The organism is Heyndrickxia sp. FSL K6-6286, from assembly GCF_038630395.1.
GTDB lineage: Bacteria > Bacillota > Bacilli > Bacillales > Bacillaceae_C > Heyndrickxia > Heyndrickxia oleronia.
Genome location: NZ_CP152029.1, coordinates 2,433,031 through 2,448,713 on the forward strand (window position 1 = coordinate 2,433,031; position 15,683 = coordinate 2,448,713).

Annotated in this window: 18 protein-coding genes; 15 read left to right on the top strand and 3 right to left on the bottom strand. The window is 32.2% G+C overall.

Annotation, left to right across the window (positions count from 1 at the left end):
- Window positions 1-8 precede the first annotated feature (8 nt).
- Complete coding sequence (locus tag MHI39_RS12310) at window positions 9-374, bottom strand: DUF2089 domain-containing protein (protein ID WP_018393054.1); 366 nt, start codon at window positions 372-374, stop codon at window positions 9-11.
- A gap of 436 nt (window positions 375-810) precedes the next feature.
- Between MHI39_RS12310 and MHI39_RS12315 the strand changes: the two genes are divergently transcribed.
- The 8 genes from MHI39_RS12315 to MHI39_RS12350 all read left to right on the top strand — a co-directional run bounded on the left by MHI39_RS12315 (window position 811) and on the right by MHI39_RS12350 (window position 7,022).
- Window positions 811-1,200 carry a GntR family transcriptional regulator gene (locus tag MHI39_RS12315; RefSeq protein WP_071975995.1) on the top strand — a complete coding sequence of 130 codons (390 nt, stop codon included), beginning with the start codon at window positions 811-813 and terminating at the stop codon, window positions 1,198-1,200.
- Window positions 1,197-1,886: an ABC transporter ATP-binding protein gene (locus MHI39_RS12320; protein ID WP_058005472.1), complete on the top strand. Its 690-nt coding sequence runs from the start codon at window positions 1,197-1,199 to the stop codon at window positions 1,884-1,886. The genes MHI39_RS12315 and MHI39_RS12320 overlap by 4 nt, the downstream gene beginning before the upstream one ends.
- A complete protein-coding gene (locus MHI39_RS12325; RefSeq protein ID WP_341042281.1) occupies window positions 1,883-2,716 on the top strand; it encodes a hypothetical protein in 834 nt (277 codons plus the stop codon). Before MHI39_RS12320 ends, MHI39_RS12325 begins: the two co-directional genes overlap by 4 nt.
- 13 nt (window positions 2,717-2,729) lie before the next feature.
- Window positions 2,730-3,935, top strand: a complete 1,206-nt coding sequence (locus MHI39_RS12330; protein ID WP_342541307.1) for a hypothetical protein — start codon at window positions 2,730-2,732, stop codon at window positions 3,933-3,935.
- A gap of 125 nt (window positions 3,936-4,060) precedes the next feature.
- Window positions 4,061-4,660: a DUF4304 domain-containing protein gene (locus MHI39_RS12335; protein WP_058005475.1), complete on the top strand. Its 600-nt coding sequence runs from the start codon at window positions 4,061-4,063 to the stop codon at window positions 4,658-4,660.
- A gap of 104 nt (window positions 4,661-4,764) precedes the next feature.
- Window positions 4,765-5,193: a cell wall hydrolase gene (locus MHI39_RS12340; protein WP_058005476.1), complete on the top strand. Its 429-nt coding sequence runs from the start codon at window positions 4,765-4,767 to the stop codon at window positions 5,191-5,193.
- 95 nt (window positions 5,194-5,288) lie between these two features.
- The gene (locus tag MHI39_RS12345; RefSeq protein WP_342541308.1) at window positions 5,289-5,930 is read left to right on the top strand and encodes a spore coat protein; all 642 of its coding nucleotides are present in this window, start codon (window positions 5,289-5,291) and stop codon (window positions 5,928-5,930) included.
- A gap of 165 nt (window positions 5,931-6,095) precedes the next feature.
- Window positions 6,096-7,022, top strand: a complete 927-nt coding sequence (locus MHI39_RS12350; protein WP_342541309.1) for a manganese-dependent inorganic pyrophosphatase — start codon at window positions 6,096-6,098, stop codon at window positions 7,020-7,022.
- A 52-nt stretch (window positions 7,023-7,074) separates the two neighbouring features.
- Here MHI39_RS12350 and MHI39_RS12355 read toward each other — a convergent pair whose 3' ends face one another.
- Both MHI39_RS12355 and MHI39_RS12360 read right to left on the bottom strand, forming a co-directional pair.
- Entirely contained in the window at window positions 7,075-8,790 is a 1,716-nt protein-coding gene (locus MHI39_RS12355; RefSeq protein WP_342541310.1) for a transglutaminase-like domain-containing protein, read from the bottom strand.
- A gap of 259 nt (window positions 8,791-9,049) precedes the next feature.
- Window positions 9,050-9,202, bottom strand: coding sequence for a YpzG family protein (locus tag MHI39_RS12360; RefSeq protein ID WP_065107310.1), 153 nt, complete (start codon window positions 9,200-9,202; stop codon window positions 9,050-9,052).
- A gap of 211 nt (window positions 9,203-9,413) precedes the next feature.
- On the opposite strand from MHI39_RS12360, the gene MHI39_RS12365 reads away from it, so the two are divergent.
- From MHI39_RS12365 to MHI39_RS12395, 7 genes are all read left to right on the top strand, one after another.
- Entirely contained in the window at window positions 9,414-10,169 is a 756-nt protein-coding gene (locus tag MHI39_RS12365; RefSeq protein WP_342541311.1) for an exodeoxyribonuclease III, read from the top strand.
- A gap of 150 nt (window positions 10,170-10,319) precedes the next feature.
- Window positions 10,320-11,129, top strand: coding sequence for a DNA-formamidopyrimidine glycosylase family protein (locus MHI39_RS12370; protein ID WP_342541312.1), 810 nt, complete (start codon window positions 10,320-10,322; stop codon window positions 11,127-11,129).
- Between the two features lie 96 nt (window positions 11,130-11,225).
- On the top strand, window positions 11,226-11,795 hold the full coding sequence (locus MHI39_RS12375) for a YdcF family protein (protein WP_342541313.1): 570 nt from the start codon (window positions 11,226-11,228) through the stop codon (window positions 11,793-11,795).
- Between the two features lie 396 nt (window positions 11,796-12,191).
- Entirely contained in the window at window positions 12,192-13,736 is a 1,545-nt protein-coding gene (locus MHI39_RS12380; protein WP_342541314.1) for an ABC-F family ATP-binding cassette domain-containing protein, read from the top strand.
- A 63-nt stretch (window positions 13,737-13,799) separates the two neighbouring features.
- Window positions 13,800-14,972, top strand: a complete 1,173-nt coding sequence (locus MHI39_RS12385; RefSeq protein WP_180211921.1) for a DUF4062 domain-containing protein — start codon at window positions 13,800-13,802, stop codon at window positions 14,970-14,972.
- The gene (locus MHI39_RS12390) at window positions 14,972-15,145 is read left to right on the top strand and encodes a hypothetical protein (RefSeq protein WP_158022201.1); all 174 of its coding nucleotides are present in this window, start codon (window positions 14,972-14,974) and stop codon (window positions 15,143-15,145) included. The genes MHI39_RS12385 and MHI39_RS12390 overlap by 1 nt, the downstream gene beginning before the upstream one ends.
- Before the next feature lie 51 nt (window positions 15,146-15,196).
- Complete coding sequence (locus MHI39_RS12395; RefSeq protein ID WP_071975981.1) at window positions 15,197-15,427, top strand: hypothetical protein; 231 nt, start codon at window positions 15,197-15,199, stop codon at window positions 15,425-15,427.
- Window positions 15,428-15,683 lie beyond the last annotated feature (256 nt).

Here is a 15,683-nt window from a genome sequence, read left to right on the forward strand (position 1 = left end):
ATTCCTCCCTATTCCTCTTTTAAGAGCTTAATGGCTTCTTCTGGTGTGATCTCGCCATTTTCCAACATAGTGACAACTTTTTTCTCGTCTACTTCATTTTTCTTCTTCTGCACATATCCAAGGGATGAAATGATATCTGTTAGCTTACCTCGAACCGTTGGGTATGAAATCCCCAGTTCCTTTTCAACTTCTTTGATATTCCCTCTGCAAGTTAAAAATACTTCCACAAAATGAAGCTGATCCTTAGATAAGGATGCCAGCTTTGATAATTCAAACTCATTTTCAATCGTAGTATGACAATGAGAGCACTGCAACTTTGTAATTTTCAATGTTTTACTGCAGACAGGACAATTTGTGATTACTTTATAAGCCATAATAAAATCCCTTCCTATTAGTTGATTCAATTATACAACATGAGATTGAAAATATAAATAATAATATTTAAATATTTAGATCAAAAAAATCAATAATATTAATTTTTTGTTTAATAATATTAATGTTATATTTTATATTCATTGGGGTATAACATTTTCTAGATTGAGGTATTCCTCTTGTAAACATTCCCCGTTGTCTAATTAAACCAACTACTGAGACTTACGATATTGTTTCTGTAATCGATGATATTTGATAGTAATTTTACACTCTTTAAATAACCAAACTTTATTTTTGTAGCTTAGAAAAATATTACTTGACACACTATGTGTATGAACCATATAATACACACAAGAGGTGTATGAATGCCATAATACATATAATTTTGTCATCTATGTATGAATCACTTAATACACACATCACATAGGAGATGTTTCAATGAAAATTAATTTTAATAATCGTGATCCTGTCTATGTACAGGTTGTACGGTACTTCAAGGAACAAATTGCAATAGGTATGTTAGAAAAGGGCCAAGAAATTCCTTCGCGAAGAGAGCTTGCCTCAATGCTGAAAATTAATCCGAATACTGCACAAAGAGCCTATAAGGAAATGGAGGAACAAGGGTTGATACACACTGAAAAAAATTACCCAAGTAGAATTACAAATGACGAGGTTGTTTTAAGTAAGGTAAGAACAGAGTTAATTGTTGAAGCAGTGGATTCCTTTGTTCAATCCATTCGGTCTATTAATGTCCCAGTTGACGAGTTACTTGAATTAATAAAGGAAAAATATAATTCATCAGAAAACGAAAGGAAGGAACTGGAATGATCGAGGTCCAAAATATTACGAAAAGGTATGGTCGTAAAAAAGTACTAAACGGTGTTTCATTTACTGCTAATAAAGGAGAAATAACCTGTTTAATTGGGATCAATGGAGTAGGGAAAACAACAACATTGAAAGCCATCGTAGGTCTAACTCCCATTAATAGCGGAAAAATACTTATCGATGGTGCAAAATTAACTAAATCTAGCTATGAAAAAATCACTTTTATACCAGATGCGATTACCATGCTTCCCCACATGACAATCCACCAATCAATGGTATTTATGGATGACTTTTATGAAAATTGGAACCAACAGCGTGCGGACGACTTGCTTACATTTTTTAAACTAGATAAAGGAACACGAATTTCTGAGCTTTCTAAGGGAAATGTGGCGAAAGTAAATTTATTATTAGGACTTTGTATTGATGTTGACTATGTTTTAATGGATGAACCATTCTCAGGTATTGATATTTTTAGCAGAGAGCAAATAGCAGAAGTGTTCACGAGTCACCTAGTCGAAGACAGAGGTGTCATTATTACAACCCATGAAATAAATGATATTGAACACTTAATTGATAAGGTTGTTCTCATAGATAACGGAAATGTATTAAAAGAATTTAATACAGAAGAAATTCGTTTGACAGAGGGGAAATCGGTTGTTGATGTGATGAGAGAGGTGTACAGAGGGTGAATAAGTTTTTAAAATTGTTGAATTTTGAATTGAATCGATTTAAAAAAATCTACATCGTGTTAATTTTACTAACAGTCGTCATTCAAATAACTGGAGTAATCTATAAAACATTAAATTATATGAATAATGTGAATGAAACGATACGAGAAACTTCCATAAATGCATCAGAATATGTTAGCCAAAATGGAACCATTGACTTTAAAATAATGCTGAATACATCATGGTTCTTCTTTTCAGTTGCACTTTGTGCAGCAGCGTTAGTAATCTATTTATTTTTCATTTGGTATCGTGAATGGTTTGGAAAAAATACGTTTATTTACCGATTATTGATGCTGCCTACTTCAAGAGTGAATATTTTTCTATCAAAAGCATTAACGATTTTCTTATTAGTTTTAGGATTAATTGCCATTCAACTTATACTATTTCCGATTGAAAACTTCATCTTTAAGGCCATTATTCCAAATGAATTCAGAATAGAATTGAAGTTAGTTGATGCTATTCAATTATCCGACTATTTCAGCATTTTGATTCCTGGTTCATTTTTAACATTTCTCGTTTTTTATGGATTAGGATTCTTAGCAGTAACAATCCTTTTTACAGGCATTCTATTCGAAAGAAGCTTTCGCTTGAAGGGTATCATCTTAGGTGGGTTATACTGTATTCTTTCAGTTATCGTCTTTTTTGCACCACTACTTATTGAGACATTTTTTATGCCAAACTTCCTCTATCCAATTGAAAGATTCTTTATCGAATTAATTATGGGAATCGTTGTCCTTATTGGATCGATTAGTATGAGTGTCTATTTAATAAAAAATAAGGTAACGGTTTAAGGAGGTATTTGGAATGAAACGCTATATATATTCATCAATTGTCGTAGCTTTAGTTGTTATATGTATCGGAACGTATTACGTCTATTCAAATGTATCAGCGGATTCTTTACCAACGATAAATATTCAAAAAATTAGTGGTGATGAAAAAGAAATCAAGTCAATGATCATTACTGGGGATTACGTCGGGAATACTGATTCTAATCAATTTAAGTTAACCGTTAATGGAGCAGATTTTAAAAAGAATAATCCTTTTTTAGAAGATAATTTTCAACAGTCTCATAAAATTAACCAATTAAGAAAAAAGTATAGGAATTTTATGCGTGGTAAATTGAATGAAGCTTCGTTTTATGAAGATAAGAATTTCTTAATTTATTCGAATATTTTCAATGAAAATTATTCTAATATTGAGGATGATATTAAAATTAAAACATCCGTGTTAAAAAAGAAGGAAAATAAGAAAACATCTTTCACAATATCCATCCCTAATGAAAAGCAATATGGTAGTTTCTATGTTCAGGATGTTCAGTTAGTAAAAAATAATCAATTAAAGCTTATCGCAAACAATACGCAAAACGTTTATTCAAATACTCCAAATAATGAAATACATGTATATACGATTGACCTTGAGAAGCAAAAGCTACTAAGTGATGATGTCCTAACATCAGATCCGGTTGGAGATACCTACAATCAATATAACAGTTATTCTTATTCTGATCGTACCATTCCAAATAAATATTTCTTATTTACAAATGATCAGTTAAAAATGGTTGATAATAACGATGGCTCGTATGAGGAAAAACTTGTTAAAAGTCAATTCATTGCCTACAATCTCGAAAAAAATAAAAAGGAAGTGATTGACCTTCCTGAGAAATTAAAAAATGCGAACATTGAAGCGTATAAAGATAAAGAGATATATTTAACCATTAGAGATAAAAAAGGCGTGAAATTATATACGTACAATCTAGAAAACAAAAAGATTGAAAATGAGTGTACTTTACAATTACCTTCAAATGGTCAAGATTGGAACGAAGGAGTAACCCTGACCTTTGCCCAAAATAAAGTATTTCTATTAGATTCATATGTAAACGAGAAAACAGAAAGTCAATTATTTGTTAACGACATCAGTACAGGTAAGTCACTTTATCAAGGCAAAATCAATAATAATGGAATTGATAAGGAGTACTTCATTCGTTTTGATGAAATTCAAGTTAAAAGGTAATAAAAAGTTGATTAGAAACATTTATGTTAGTAATTTCCTGTTTTTGATAATTATCTGAAACTTTTTCCCGTGTTCAAACGTCTTATATAATAGAGCCTAAAATATTTTATAAAGGGGGGATCAATTTGATTGTTCGGAATAAAATTGATAAGAAATTAAAACGAATCCTGTTTCCTGTTTTAAAAGAATATGGGTTTGAAAGTATCAATAATAGAAGATATTATGCTGTTCATGATAACTGTACATGGGTCATAAGCATTAATCATATTGGCAAATATTATTCCGAATTATCAGGTTGGCCTGCCCAATCCTTAAATGTTACTATCGGTATTTATTTTGATTTTATTCCCCCTATCATTGAATTCAATAAATTTCCAAATCATTATGATTGTCAAGTCCAGATGGAATTGTGTTGTGTAAATGAAGGAGAAAATAATGGATATAAACCTGATCGAGAGAAGGAAACGATCTGGTGGTTTTGGTCGAATGGAAAAAATATCGAGGATGTTATCAATAATATTAAATATTCGTTTTTGAAAACGGGCTTGCCGTGGCTAAAAAAATACTCGAATATTGAACGAGCTTTTGAAAAAATCGAAAGAGAAATCAATTCATATCATAAATTTTATAATGCCCAATTTTTTGCTAAACATTTAAAACTTTGGGATAAATATGAGGAATATCATCAATTATTTAAAGCAGAAGCCATTAAGTTTGGTGAATGATTTGATTAGGAGGGAAATTATTCCCTCCTTTTTTTATGTAACAATGGTCATCAATCTAGCCATAAAGAATATGATAGAGGTGAAAAGCAGATGGAGGTGAAGTAATGGCAGTTGTCAAGGCTACTGATTCAGATATTGCACTTTTAGCAAGGTTGCTAAGAGCTGAGGCAGAAGGGGAAGGTATACAAGGTATGCTTCTCGTAGGGAATGTCGGCATTAATCGGATAAGAGCAAATTGTTCCGATTTTAAGGGGCTCCGTACGATACCGCAAATGGTTTTTCAACCTCATGCCTTTGAAGCTACTATACATGGTTATTTTTATCAGAGGGCAAGGGAAAAAGAGAAGCGCTTAGCTCGTCGATCAATTAATGGAGAAAGTTTTTGGCCGGCAAAGTATAGTCTTTGGTATTTTAAACCACCCGGTGATTGTCCAGCAACTTGGTACAATCAGCCATTAGTTGCAAGATTTAAAAATCATTGCTTTTATGAACCAACCGCTGAAACATGTCAAAATGTATATAACACATTTTAACACTTAGCAAGTTTGTAATTGGTGTTTCGTGAATAACTCCTTTAAATTAATTCATACTAACAAAGGTAAAATGAATTAATTAGGAGGTAGGATTCATGCAAAACCAGCAAAACTCAAACCAAATGCATCAAAATATGCATACAGGCAATATTCCACAACAAATGAATCATGGTGGTCATGAAGTATTGGATGTAGGGGAAGTATTATCAGGATCTATTGGCTTAATGGATCAATATACTTTATTAAGAGGTCATGTTCAAGACCAGGAACTATTAAACATTTTAGACCGACAATACCAATTTATGCAACAGGAATATAATACATTGGTGGATTGCTTTCAATCAGGTAAAGATCCAGCGGTCCCTACTCAAAGCTATAAAATGCAGCAAGATAATAATTTTGTCTATGGATTGCAGCCGTCACAACCGAAAAAACCTTTACAATCTGTGTCAGAATTGACTGATGAATGCATTTCTGGTTTAATGCTCGGTGGTGTAAAATCTTCTGCTTCTATGAAGACAGTGGCTGCATGTGAAACGACTAACCCTGTAGTACGTAGAGTGTTAGCAGATTCCATACCAAACTGTATTGAAATGGCTTATGAACTGTCAATTTATCAAAATAAACATCATTATTATCAAGTACCACAATTTGCTCAACAAGATATGCAGCAAATGCTTCAAGCATATGCCCCTACAGGAGGGCAGATGCAAAACACTAATAATATGCCCCATTAAATAATCGTCAAAAACGTCATTCCTTAGGATTGACGTTTTTCTTATGAAAATTTGGGATAGAATCATTCTAATAAAGAAAACTGCTTTTTTATTTAAAGCTGTTTGTGCTAAAATAATATTGGTGTATAGAAAGCCTATTTAACTTGAGAATTAAGGAGAATAAAGATGGAAAAGATATTAGTTTTTGGACATAAAAATCCTGATACAGACACAATTTGTTCAGCAATTGCTTATGCAGAATTAAAGAAGAAATTAGGTGTAGAAGCCGAGCCAGTACGATTAGGAGAAATAAATGGTGAAACAAAGTATGCATTAGATACCTTTAAAGTAGATGCTCCTCGTTTCGTTCAGACAGTTGCAAATGAAAGCAATGGTGTAATATTAGTTGATCATAATGAACGTCAACAAAGCGCGGATGATATTGATCAAGTAAAAGTTTTAGAGGTAATTGATCACCACCGTATTGCTAATTTTGAAACAAGTGACCCTTTATATTATCGTGCAGAGCCCGTAGGTTGTACAGCTACAATTTTAAACAAAATGTACAAGGAGAATGGGGTAGCTATCAGTAAAGAAACAGCTGGTTTAATGCTTTCTGCAATTATTTCCGATTCACTATTATTTAAATCTCCAACTTGTACGGATCAAGATATTGCAGCAGCTAAAGAATTAGCCGAAATTGCTGGAGTTGATGTAGATACATATGGTTTAGCTATGTTAAAAGCTGGTGCTGATTTAAGTGATAAATCTATTGAACAACTAATCAGTTTGGATGCGAAGGAATTCCAAATGGGTACACATAAGGTAGAAGTTGCACAAGTGAATGCAGTAGATACAAATGATGTTTTGGCTCGTAAGGAAGAATTAGAAGTAGCATTAACGAACAAAATTTCCGAAAAGAATTTAGACTTGTTCCTATTTGTTGTGACAGACATATTAAATAGTGATTCAGTTGCCATTGCTTTAGGAAATGCAGCAAGTGCCGTGGAAAAGGCATTTAATGTAAGCTTAGAAAACAATACAGCTATATTAAAAGGTGTTGTTTCACGCAAGAAACAAATTGTTCCTCAATTAACCGATGCCTTAAAATAAACCAAATTAAAAAAGGGGGGGGCTGATATTTTAGACACCCCCTCAAAGCTACTTAGTACTCGATATTTTCTCTAATATGAGTTTTCCTAAACTCCTGTTCATTAGGATCAAAATATTGTTCATTATATTTTGCTATAAATTGATTGTTTTGAACATATCCCGCGCCCCATGTAGGATCCATAGTTAACCATTTTCCATTAACTTTTGCTTCAATCCATGCATGATTATTTTTCAATATACCTGTACCCGCCTTTCCTGAAATAACTCTTGCCTCAATATTACTTGCACGTAACAGAGCTCCCGCTAGATAAGCATAATCCTGACAGACACCGGTTTTTAAGCGTAGAGTTTTTAATGCATTATCATCCCATTCAAATTCGTTGTTTTTAAATTTCTGAACATCATAGGAAATATTTTTCGAAGTGAAATCATAAATTGCTTTCGCTTTTTCTCGATCATTTTTCCTGTCTTTAGTAATTTCTTTTGCAAGTTTAATAATTTTTGAGTGTTTCGATGGTATCCCTCTTGATGGCAATAGATCTCTTTGATCGTTTTGATCAAGATTTGTTACTGAGAAAGAGGCAACTGAAAAATAACGAAAATAATTTGTGTTCTTTTCCCTTATTTCAGGTACATTGACTGATACCTCATATTCACCTGGTCCGAATCGTAAATAAATGGAGCCGTCAAATGTAAAATCCTTTACTGGGATGATATCAAGAGCTTCATCTTGATCTTTTTTTGTTTTTATATAAATATGTGTGGTTTCTTTGGCTAAGTTAGCATCAGGGTCGATTTTCCCTTTTATTTGATAAGTGAGTTTTGTTTCGGCATTACCAAATCTAGGTGTTTCTAATTGAATCCCTCTTTCGTCATATGTTCGATAAAATTCTATTGGTGTCATCTGTTTATTTGAACGATTATTGACAAAAAGTGTAGTACCATATTGATAACGATTATCTTTCATTTTATCAGGTACGAGGACATTGATTTGATGAAGTCCTTCCCCATAGAAAAGGGGAACATCGTATGAAAATTGGCCATTTTTTACAGGAATTTCGTGTTTCCAATTTTCCATATCTTTTTTTACTTCAATCATGATCGTCTTTGTTTTTTCTAAGTTTTTTACTTTCCCATGTAAATTTAAATGTTCTGAGGCTTCAATCAAACCTGAATCTACATTCTTTAATACGAGATTTGCATCTTGTGCATAGGGAGTATAGGTTACATCTCTTTGTTTCTCTGGATGAACATTAATGACTTCGAAGGTAGCAAGATCATAATAATAATTATTGCGATCTGTAGCAGGGAGCATGACTCTAATAGAGTAGTTTCCTTTTCCATTATAAAAATGAATATCCTCTTTAAATGTTCCATTTTCTATAGGAATATAATAATCTTGAACTGAATTTGAATCGATAATATCAAGTGAACTTACTTTAACCCATGCATATCTTTCTATTAATTGATCTTCTTTTTCTATAACTCCAGAGATGGTGAGTTCATTGTTTACGGCGAATTTTTTATATTTTGGATTGGTTAATGTTGCACCGATTTTATCTTTATAATTAGTGAGCTCTAGAGGCTCTAATTTAAGCTCATTATTTTTCTCTTTTACTAATTTATCATATTTAGCTAACTCTTTATTTTCAGTGCTTACTTTGATTGTTTCCTTCTTATCAGACATCTGGGTTTTACTTCCATTACTGCACGCAGAAATTAAAACTAATGATAATGCAGCAATTGTTAGTAATTTTTTTACATCCATTTTATTCCTCCTATCCCCCTGATTACTGTACCTAAATACAAAATTTCCCACATCTTATTATTTATATCACACAGTTGGTGATAAAAGACATAAGCGAAAAAGCCTATTTTAAAATGGGTTACTGGTAGATAAAGGGAAAGAGAATGGTTTATTCAATTGAAATCATTTTTTAATAGTTCTTTATTCACTGACGTCAGACAAAGAAATAAACAAAAAAGACGCACTGGGCGTCCTTCTTGTCCATTTCTTTGTATTCACCTTACCAAAAATGTGCTTTCGCATTGCTTCTAAGAATTATGATATTTTGAGAAACTTGTGTTTGTCCATTTACTTGTGATTTCGTATGTTTTCTTCTTGTGGTACTATAATGAAATCGTTCAGATTGTGGATCTAAAAAGTTTCTGTAACTCATCGAATATCACCTCTTTGGAAGGATCTATACTTAGAAACGTAAAATACTCAAGAAATGAGTATCAGTAATATTTTGTACTGTAAACGATAAAAAATTCATTGAAATAAACAAATCTATTAGCGGTAAATTCTTTTGATGACTCATTTAAAATGTTATAATAAATATTTAGAAATAATGATTATTAAAAATAAAAGCAAGGAGCTTTCTATAAATGAAATTCGTATCTTGGAATGTAAATGGCATAAGAGCATGTATAAATAAAGGATTTTTATCTTATTTTAATAATGTAGATGCTGATATTTTTTGTATTCAAGAAACAAAATGTCAGGATGGACAAGTAACTCTTGAATTAGAAAATTACTATCAATATTGGAATTATGCTGAGAAAAAGGGATATTCCGGAACAGCGGTTTTTACAAAACAAAAGCCATTATCAGTAAAATATGGCGTGGGTGATGAAACAGATGAATCTGAAGGTAGAATATTAACTCTAGAATTTGATCAATTTTATTTAGTAAATGTTTACACTCCGAATTCTCAGAGGGATCTTGCCAGATTACCATTTCGTTTAGAATGGGAAGAAAGAATTAAAGAACATTTGATCTCATTAGATCAAGAAAAGCCAGTTGTTTATTGTGGTGATTTAAACGTTGCCCATCAAGAAATTGATTTAAAAAACCCAAAATCGAATAAAGGAAACTCTGGTTTTACTGATGAAGAAAGAGAAAAGATGAGTACATTATTGAACACGGGATTTACTGATTCCTTTCGTTATTTTTACCCGGATAAAACAGACTCCTATACTTGGTGGTCATATATGAATAAGGTTCGCGAAAGAAATATTGGCTGGAGAATTGATTATTTTATTGTATCTAATAGGTTAGTAGACTCATTGCAGGACTCACAAATCCACTCCGAAATTTTAGGAAGTGATCATTGTCCTGTTATGCTTGAAATGAAAATGTAAATAAAAATATTCGTTCATCACTAACACCTAATTTTTTAATTAGGTGTTTTTTTTAATACTTTTTCTCTGATTTGTCATGATAAGAATAAAGATCATGTAATGACTACAAAAGGAATTCATATATAACTCCATGAAAAGGGGGAAAAACGGATGCCCGAACTACCTGAAATGGAAACATATCAAAAATTGCTGTATGAAAAAATTGTAGGGAAGACGATTACGAATATTATAATCAATCGTGAAAAATCAATAAATTGTCAGCCGGATATGTTTATTAAAGATATACAACTACAAAAAGTAATTCGTATTGATCGAAGAGGCAAGCATTTACTTTTCTATTTGGCAAATGGTCGAGCCCTCATTCTCCATCTTATGCTCGGAGGATGGATGTATTATGGTACAGAGGAGGAGAAACCAAAACGAACGATTCAAATTCAGCTTGCTTTTGGTGTAGAGAATTTATACTTTATAGGTCTTCGTTTAGGCTATTTACACCTTTATCCAATAAATGAAGTAGATGAAGCATTGCCTAATTTAGGACCAGAACCATTGGATATCAATTTTACTCTACCATTTTTTATCAACTACTTATACAAAAAGCGTGGACGTCTAAAGACCAAATTAATTGATCAAAAATTTTTATCTGGGATTGGTAATTGTTATTCTGATGAAATTTGTTATCATGCACAGCTATTACCTACTAGAACCTTAGAAGATTTAACCGATATCGAAAAGAAACAATTGTATGAATCCATTCAATTTATCTTAAGAAACGCAACTCAATATGGTGGTTATATGAACCATGCATTTTATCGTGATGATAGGCTTACAGGAGGTTATGATAACAGATGTAAAGTGTATGATCGTGAAGGTGAATTATGTGAGAGATGTGGTTCAGAGATTATCAAAAAAATGATATCATCTCGAAAAACCTTTTATTGTCCTCATTGTCAATTTTAACGAAATTACTAAATTAAATGTAGATAGCTGAAACCTCTACCCATGAAATGACGTCTTACATGTTGATAGATTGAAAATGGGTATGAGGGAGAATGTATGAAGAAAAAGTTATTTATTTCTTATATCTTAATATTTTTGCTTTTCAGCTTGGCTTGGGTGCTTTTCACTTATAAACAAATAAAAAATGTGGCAAAAGAAAAACCTCCTAAAAACGTTCCATATCTAATTATTTTAGGAGCAAAGGTGAATGGGCAGGTTATGTCAAAAGCTTTATATGAACGAGCAATCACAGGTTTGCATTATTTAAAAGAGAATGAGGGGACAAAAGTGATTGTTACAGGTGGGCAAGGACCTGATGAGGAAATACCTGAGGCTGAAGCTCTTCGCTCCTATTTATTAGAACAAGGTATCTCGAATGAGCGAATTATAATTGAGGATAAGTCCGTAAATACATTCGAGAATCTTCAAAATGCAAAGGAATTTTTAGAAATAAAGAAGGCAGTAATCGTTAGCAATGATTTTCATCTTTATCGATCACTTCAATTGGCAAAATCACTAGGAATCGAAGCTTATCCACTTGCAGGTAAAACCCCTAAAATTGTCAAAACAAAACTATATTTAAGGGAGTATTTGGCCATAATAAAAATGAAAATTATTGGGAAGTGAGAATTATTAATGAATTTATCCCTTTACTGCCTCTTTTGTTTTTGGTAAGATTATGAAGAATCTAAATTTATTTTAAAGGAGAGATGAAGGTCAAATGAGTATGTCCGTTGTTTTTCAAATGGTTTTAGCTTAAGACGGGATAAGTATGCCCATTTTTAGCAAAGCCAATCGTAAAACATCGGATAATTAGACCTTTATTCTTATTTAATATTCGTGTATAACAGGTAATCGTAAACACGAATAGGGCAGGGTCTATTTCCCTGCCTTTTTTATTTGTATAAATGAGACTAATTAAGATATTTCAAAGGAATGTCCATTCAAATTAAATAATAATCGTTTATAACCTCCATGTTTTACGATTGGTTCTTACAAACAGAACTTTTGGAGGGAAAAAATATGAGTATCGTACATGTTGAAAATTTAACTCATTTCTATGGTGATCAATTAGTTTTTAAAGATATTGAATTTCGTTTATTGAACAAAGAAAAGGTTGGTTTAGTTGGTCCAAATGGAGCGGGTAAATCAACACTGCTAAAAATTTTATCAGGCCAACTGTTACCTGATTATGGAAGTATTTCTTGGCTTCCTAATAAGCAAATTGGCTATTTAGAACAGCATATCGAATTAAAAAAGGGAACAAGTATTTTAGATTTTTTAAAAAGTGCATTTCAACATTTATATGATATGGAAGGAGAAATGTTAGGAATTACAAATAAAATGGCGATATGTAATGAGGTTGAGTTACAAGGGCTCTTGAAACGATATTCGTTAATTCAGGATATATTAGAAGCTCAGGATTTTTACCTTATTGATTCAAAAATTGAAGATGTCTCATCTGGATTAGGTATCCTAGCACTAGGATTAGATCGGGATGTAGCACAATTAAGTGGTGGACAACGTACAAAACTATTGCTGGCAAAACTTCTATTAACTGAGCCGGATATATTATTATTGGATGAACCAACGAATTATCTTGATTACGAACATATTGTTTGGTTGAAAGACTATTTAATTAATTATAAGAAATCATTTATTCTTATATCACATGATACGCATTTTTTGAACGAGGTCGTAAATGTTATTTTTCATTTAGAGCATAAACATTTAACTAGGTATGTAGGGAATTATCAAGCATTCTTAGAAGCTTATGAATTAAGAAAACACCAAATTCATATTGCGTATAGTAAGCAGCAACAGGAAATTCACAAGCTTGAAACCTATATTCAAAAAAATAAAGTCCGTTCTTCCACTTCTAAACAAGCAAAATCAAGAGAAAAGAAATTAGCAAAAATTGAACGAATTGAAAAGCCGGTGGGAAACCTACATCCAAGATATTCATTTCACGTTTCTGAACGACCCGTTAGTACGATCATTGAAACGAAAGATATTATTGTTGGGTATACCTATCCTTTACTCCCGTCTTTAAACTTTACTTTAAAAAGAGGTGAAAAAGTTGCTATTATTGGACATAATGGGATTGGAAAATCTACCTTACTAAAAACAATGATGGGTGAAATTAATCCTTTAAGCGGAACAATTTCAATAGGTGATAATGTAAGGCCATCTTATTTCGAACAAGAATGGCATACGCCAGTTGAACAAACACCGATGGATTATATTTGGTCTATGCATGAACAAATGAATCAAAAAGAAATTCGCCAAGCTCTTGCACGTGCTGGTATCAATAAAGAACATATATTACAACCACTTCATACTTTAAGTGGGGGTGAACAGACGAAAGTAAGATTATGTCAATTGATGTTAGAAAAAAGTAACTGGCTTATTCTTGACGAGCCAACGAATCACTTAGATGTTCAAGCAAAAGAAGCATTGGCGTTAGCACTAAAGCAATATGAAGGAACATTACTGATTGTATCTCATGAACCTGAATTTTATGAAGAATGGTGCACAAACGTACTTAATCTTGAGGATTACAGATAAAATAAATTAAAGGATTTTAGGGCAAATACATCGAATTTTTTACTAAGTAAGGAGTGATGTATTTTGCCCGAACCTACAAAAATATTTATTAGTTCAGCTGCCCAAGATCGACTTAGACCCTTAAGGGGAAATCTCCATCGATTATTAATGGAGATGGAGCATAGACCTTTAATGTATGAAAAGGATTTTGGACCTTGGCCTCCAGAACAGCTTGTAGAGAATTGTTTAAAGTATGTGGAAATGAGTGATATTTTTCTTCTTTTCATATCTGATAAAGCTGGTAATTATAGCCAATATTATAAGGCGACAATCACTCATTGTGAGTTTCAGAAGGCTTATCAATGTAATAAATATATTATTGTTTTTGTGGAAGATTATATTTATGATCTTTTTTGGTATGAAATTCGTTTAATTATTGGCGAAATGTTAAAAAGCTATAAAGAAACTTTTGGCACTAATCCTGATAATTACTTTGAAATTGCAAAAGAAGCATGGGAAAAGCATCCAAAGAAAAAAGAACATGAAAATATTGAACCGTATATTTGGGGATTTATGTATGACATTTATATCAAAGGTCATTATTTGGAGAAAATATCCTTCGGAATGGATCCAAGCCGTACAATAAAACGATATTTTAGTGACTTGTTTAGAAGAGGAAGTAAATATCTCGCATTTGAAGGAACCATCGAAGAACAACTTCAAGAAGGTCCAATTTATAAAAAACATGCTGATTTTACCTCTAAAATCATAAGTTATATTAAAAATGGTGAATTAATCAATCCAAGATTGTTTTTAGAATATCTTCAACGTTTTTTAAAAAATGGGATAATATATAGTCAGCCCCATACCATGTTTGAAACAGAGCTTGGTGCATATGAATCCTGTTCAGGAACAACCTTATACAAAAAAAAGGGTGATTTATTAACTCTTGTAAGTGTATCTGGTATGGCAAGTGATGAAAATAAAACATACCCTTTAGAGGATAGGAGTTCGTATTCTGTTCAAGCTTTTCATAGTCAGTCTGGCCAGGAGTTATTTTTTAGCGAAGAGAAGCAGCAATTTTATTTATCAATTCGTACGGGAAATTATGTCATAAGTTTTCATTATCCTGTTGAGTCATATTGGTCTATTGAGAAGGTTCAAGGCTTTAAGGATGATGTGATGCGTGATATAATGGAATCAGAATCAGCATTGTATCGTGATTTCGCTATTCAATTGTTAGGAGGGATTCGATAGTGGCTGCAGAACCTAAACGGACAAAAAACGATAGTATTATTCATGTCGCCTCCGGTAAAGCGAATGGAAGTAAAAAATATATTCAAGAAAAAGCAAAACGTTTCGATGAAAATAATCGCATCTTAAAAGAAGCGTTTTCGAATCATAAAAAGACGCGACACTCCATTATTTAAGCTCCAATAAAGGAGCTTTTTTTCATATACAGAGGTGGGGAATGGTACTGGATGGGGAATTTTGATAAACGCAATCGATTAGAAGATGAGGTTTTTACTTATCGGATTTCAAAGAATAATACGATATTTATTGATTGGTATGGCAAACAAGTCAAGATTATAAAAGGAAAAGAAGCAGAAAAGCTCCTTACTAAAATTACACAAGCTGAAAATGAAAAAGAAATCCAACTACTATTAGCTAAGGTAACTGGAAACTTCAAAAGGGGTAATGAAAAAAAGTAAAAGCTATTATGATTAGTTTGATGCCTATTTTAAGACTGTTTTCGTATAGAGTGTTGCTTGTGTAAAAACCTATCTGCAGGTCTTTACAAATAATAAAGGTTTCGGGTTCACAGGTCTTTTTCTCAGTGGAAAAAAGGAATTGTTATCCTTATGTATCGCTTGGAGAATTGCTCTAAATATCGGGAATGTTAGAAAAGAGATAAAAATGAGATCGCAATAAATAAAAATATCTTGATATTCATTATTGTGAGTGGTA

What these genes read in the sequence shown, in the direction of transcription:
- MHI39_RS12370 (WP_342541312.1), top strand. Translation starts at nt 10,320, where the DNA reads ATGCCCGAACTACCTGAAATGGAAACATATCAAAAATTGCTGTATGAA.
- MHI39_RS12340 (WP_058005476.1), top strand. Translation starts at nt 4,765, where the DNA reads ATGGCAGTTGTCAAGGCTACTGATTCAGATATTGCACTTTTAGCAAGG.
- MHI39_RS12350 (WP_342541309.1), top strand. Translation starts at nt 6,096, where the DNA reads ATGGAAAAGATATTAGTTTTTGGACATAAAAATCCTGATACAGACACA.
- MHI39_RS12330 (WP_342541307.1), top strand. Translation starts at nt 2,730, where the DNA reads ATGAAACGCTATATATATTCATCAATTGTCGTAGCTTTAGTTGTTATA.
- MHI39_RS12315 (WP_071975995.1), top strand. Translation starts at nt 811, where the DNA reads ATGAAAATTAATTTTAATAATCGTGATCCTGTCTATGTACAGGTTGTA.
- MHI39_RS12310 (WP_018393054.1), bottom strand. Translation starts at nt 374, where the DNA reads ATGGCTTATAAAGTAATCACAAATTGTCCTGTCTGCAGTAAAACATTG.
- MHI39_RS12365 (WP_342541311.1), top strand. Translation starts at nt 9,414, where the DNA reads ATGAAATTCGTATCTTGGAATGTAAATGGCATAAGAGCATGTATAAAT.
- MHI39_RS12345 (WP_342541308.1), top strand. Translation starts at nt 5,289, where the DNA reads ATGCAAAACCAGCAAAACTCAAACCAAATGCATCAAAATATGCATACA.
- MHI39_RS12395 (WP_071975981.1), top strand. Translation starts at nt 15,197, where the DNA reads ATGGGGAATTTTGATAAACGCAATCGATTAGAAGATGAGGTTTTTACT.
- MHI39_RS12375 (WP_342541313.1), top strand. Translation starts at nt 11,226, where the DNA reads ATGAAGAAAAAGTTATTTATTTCTTATATCTTAATATTTTTGCTTTTC.
- MHI39_RS12380 (WP_342541314.1), top strand. Translation starts at nt 12,192, where the DNA reads ATGAGTATCGTACATGTTGAAAATTTAACTCATTTCTATGGTGATCAA.
- MHI39_RS12355 (WP_342541310.1), bottom strand. Translation starts at nt 8,790, where the DNA reads ATGGATGTAAAAAAATTACTAACAATTGCTGCATTATCATTAGTTTTA.
- MHI39_RS12360 (WP_065107310.1), bottom strand. Translation starts at nt 9,202, where the DNA reads ATGAGTTACAGAAACTTTTTAGATCCACAATCTGAACGATTTCATTAT.
- MHI39_RS12320 (WP_058005472.1), top strand. Translation starts at nt 1,197, where the DNA reads ATGATCGAGGTCCAAAATATTACGAAAAGGTATGGTCGTAAAAAAGTA.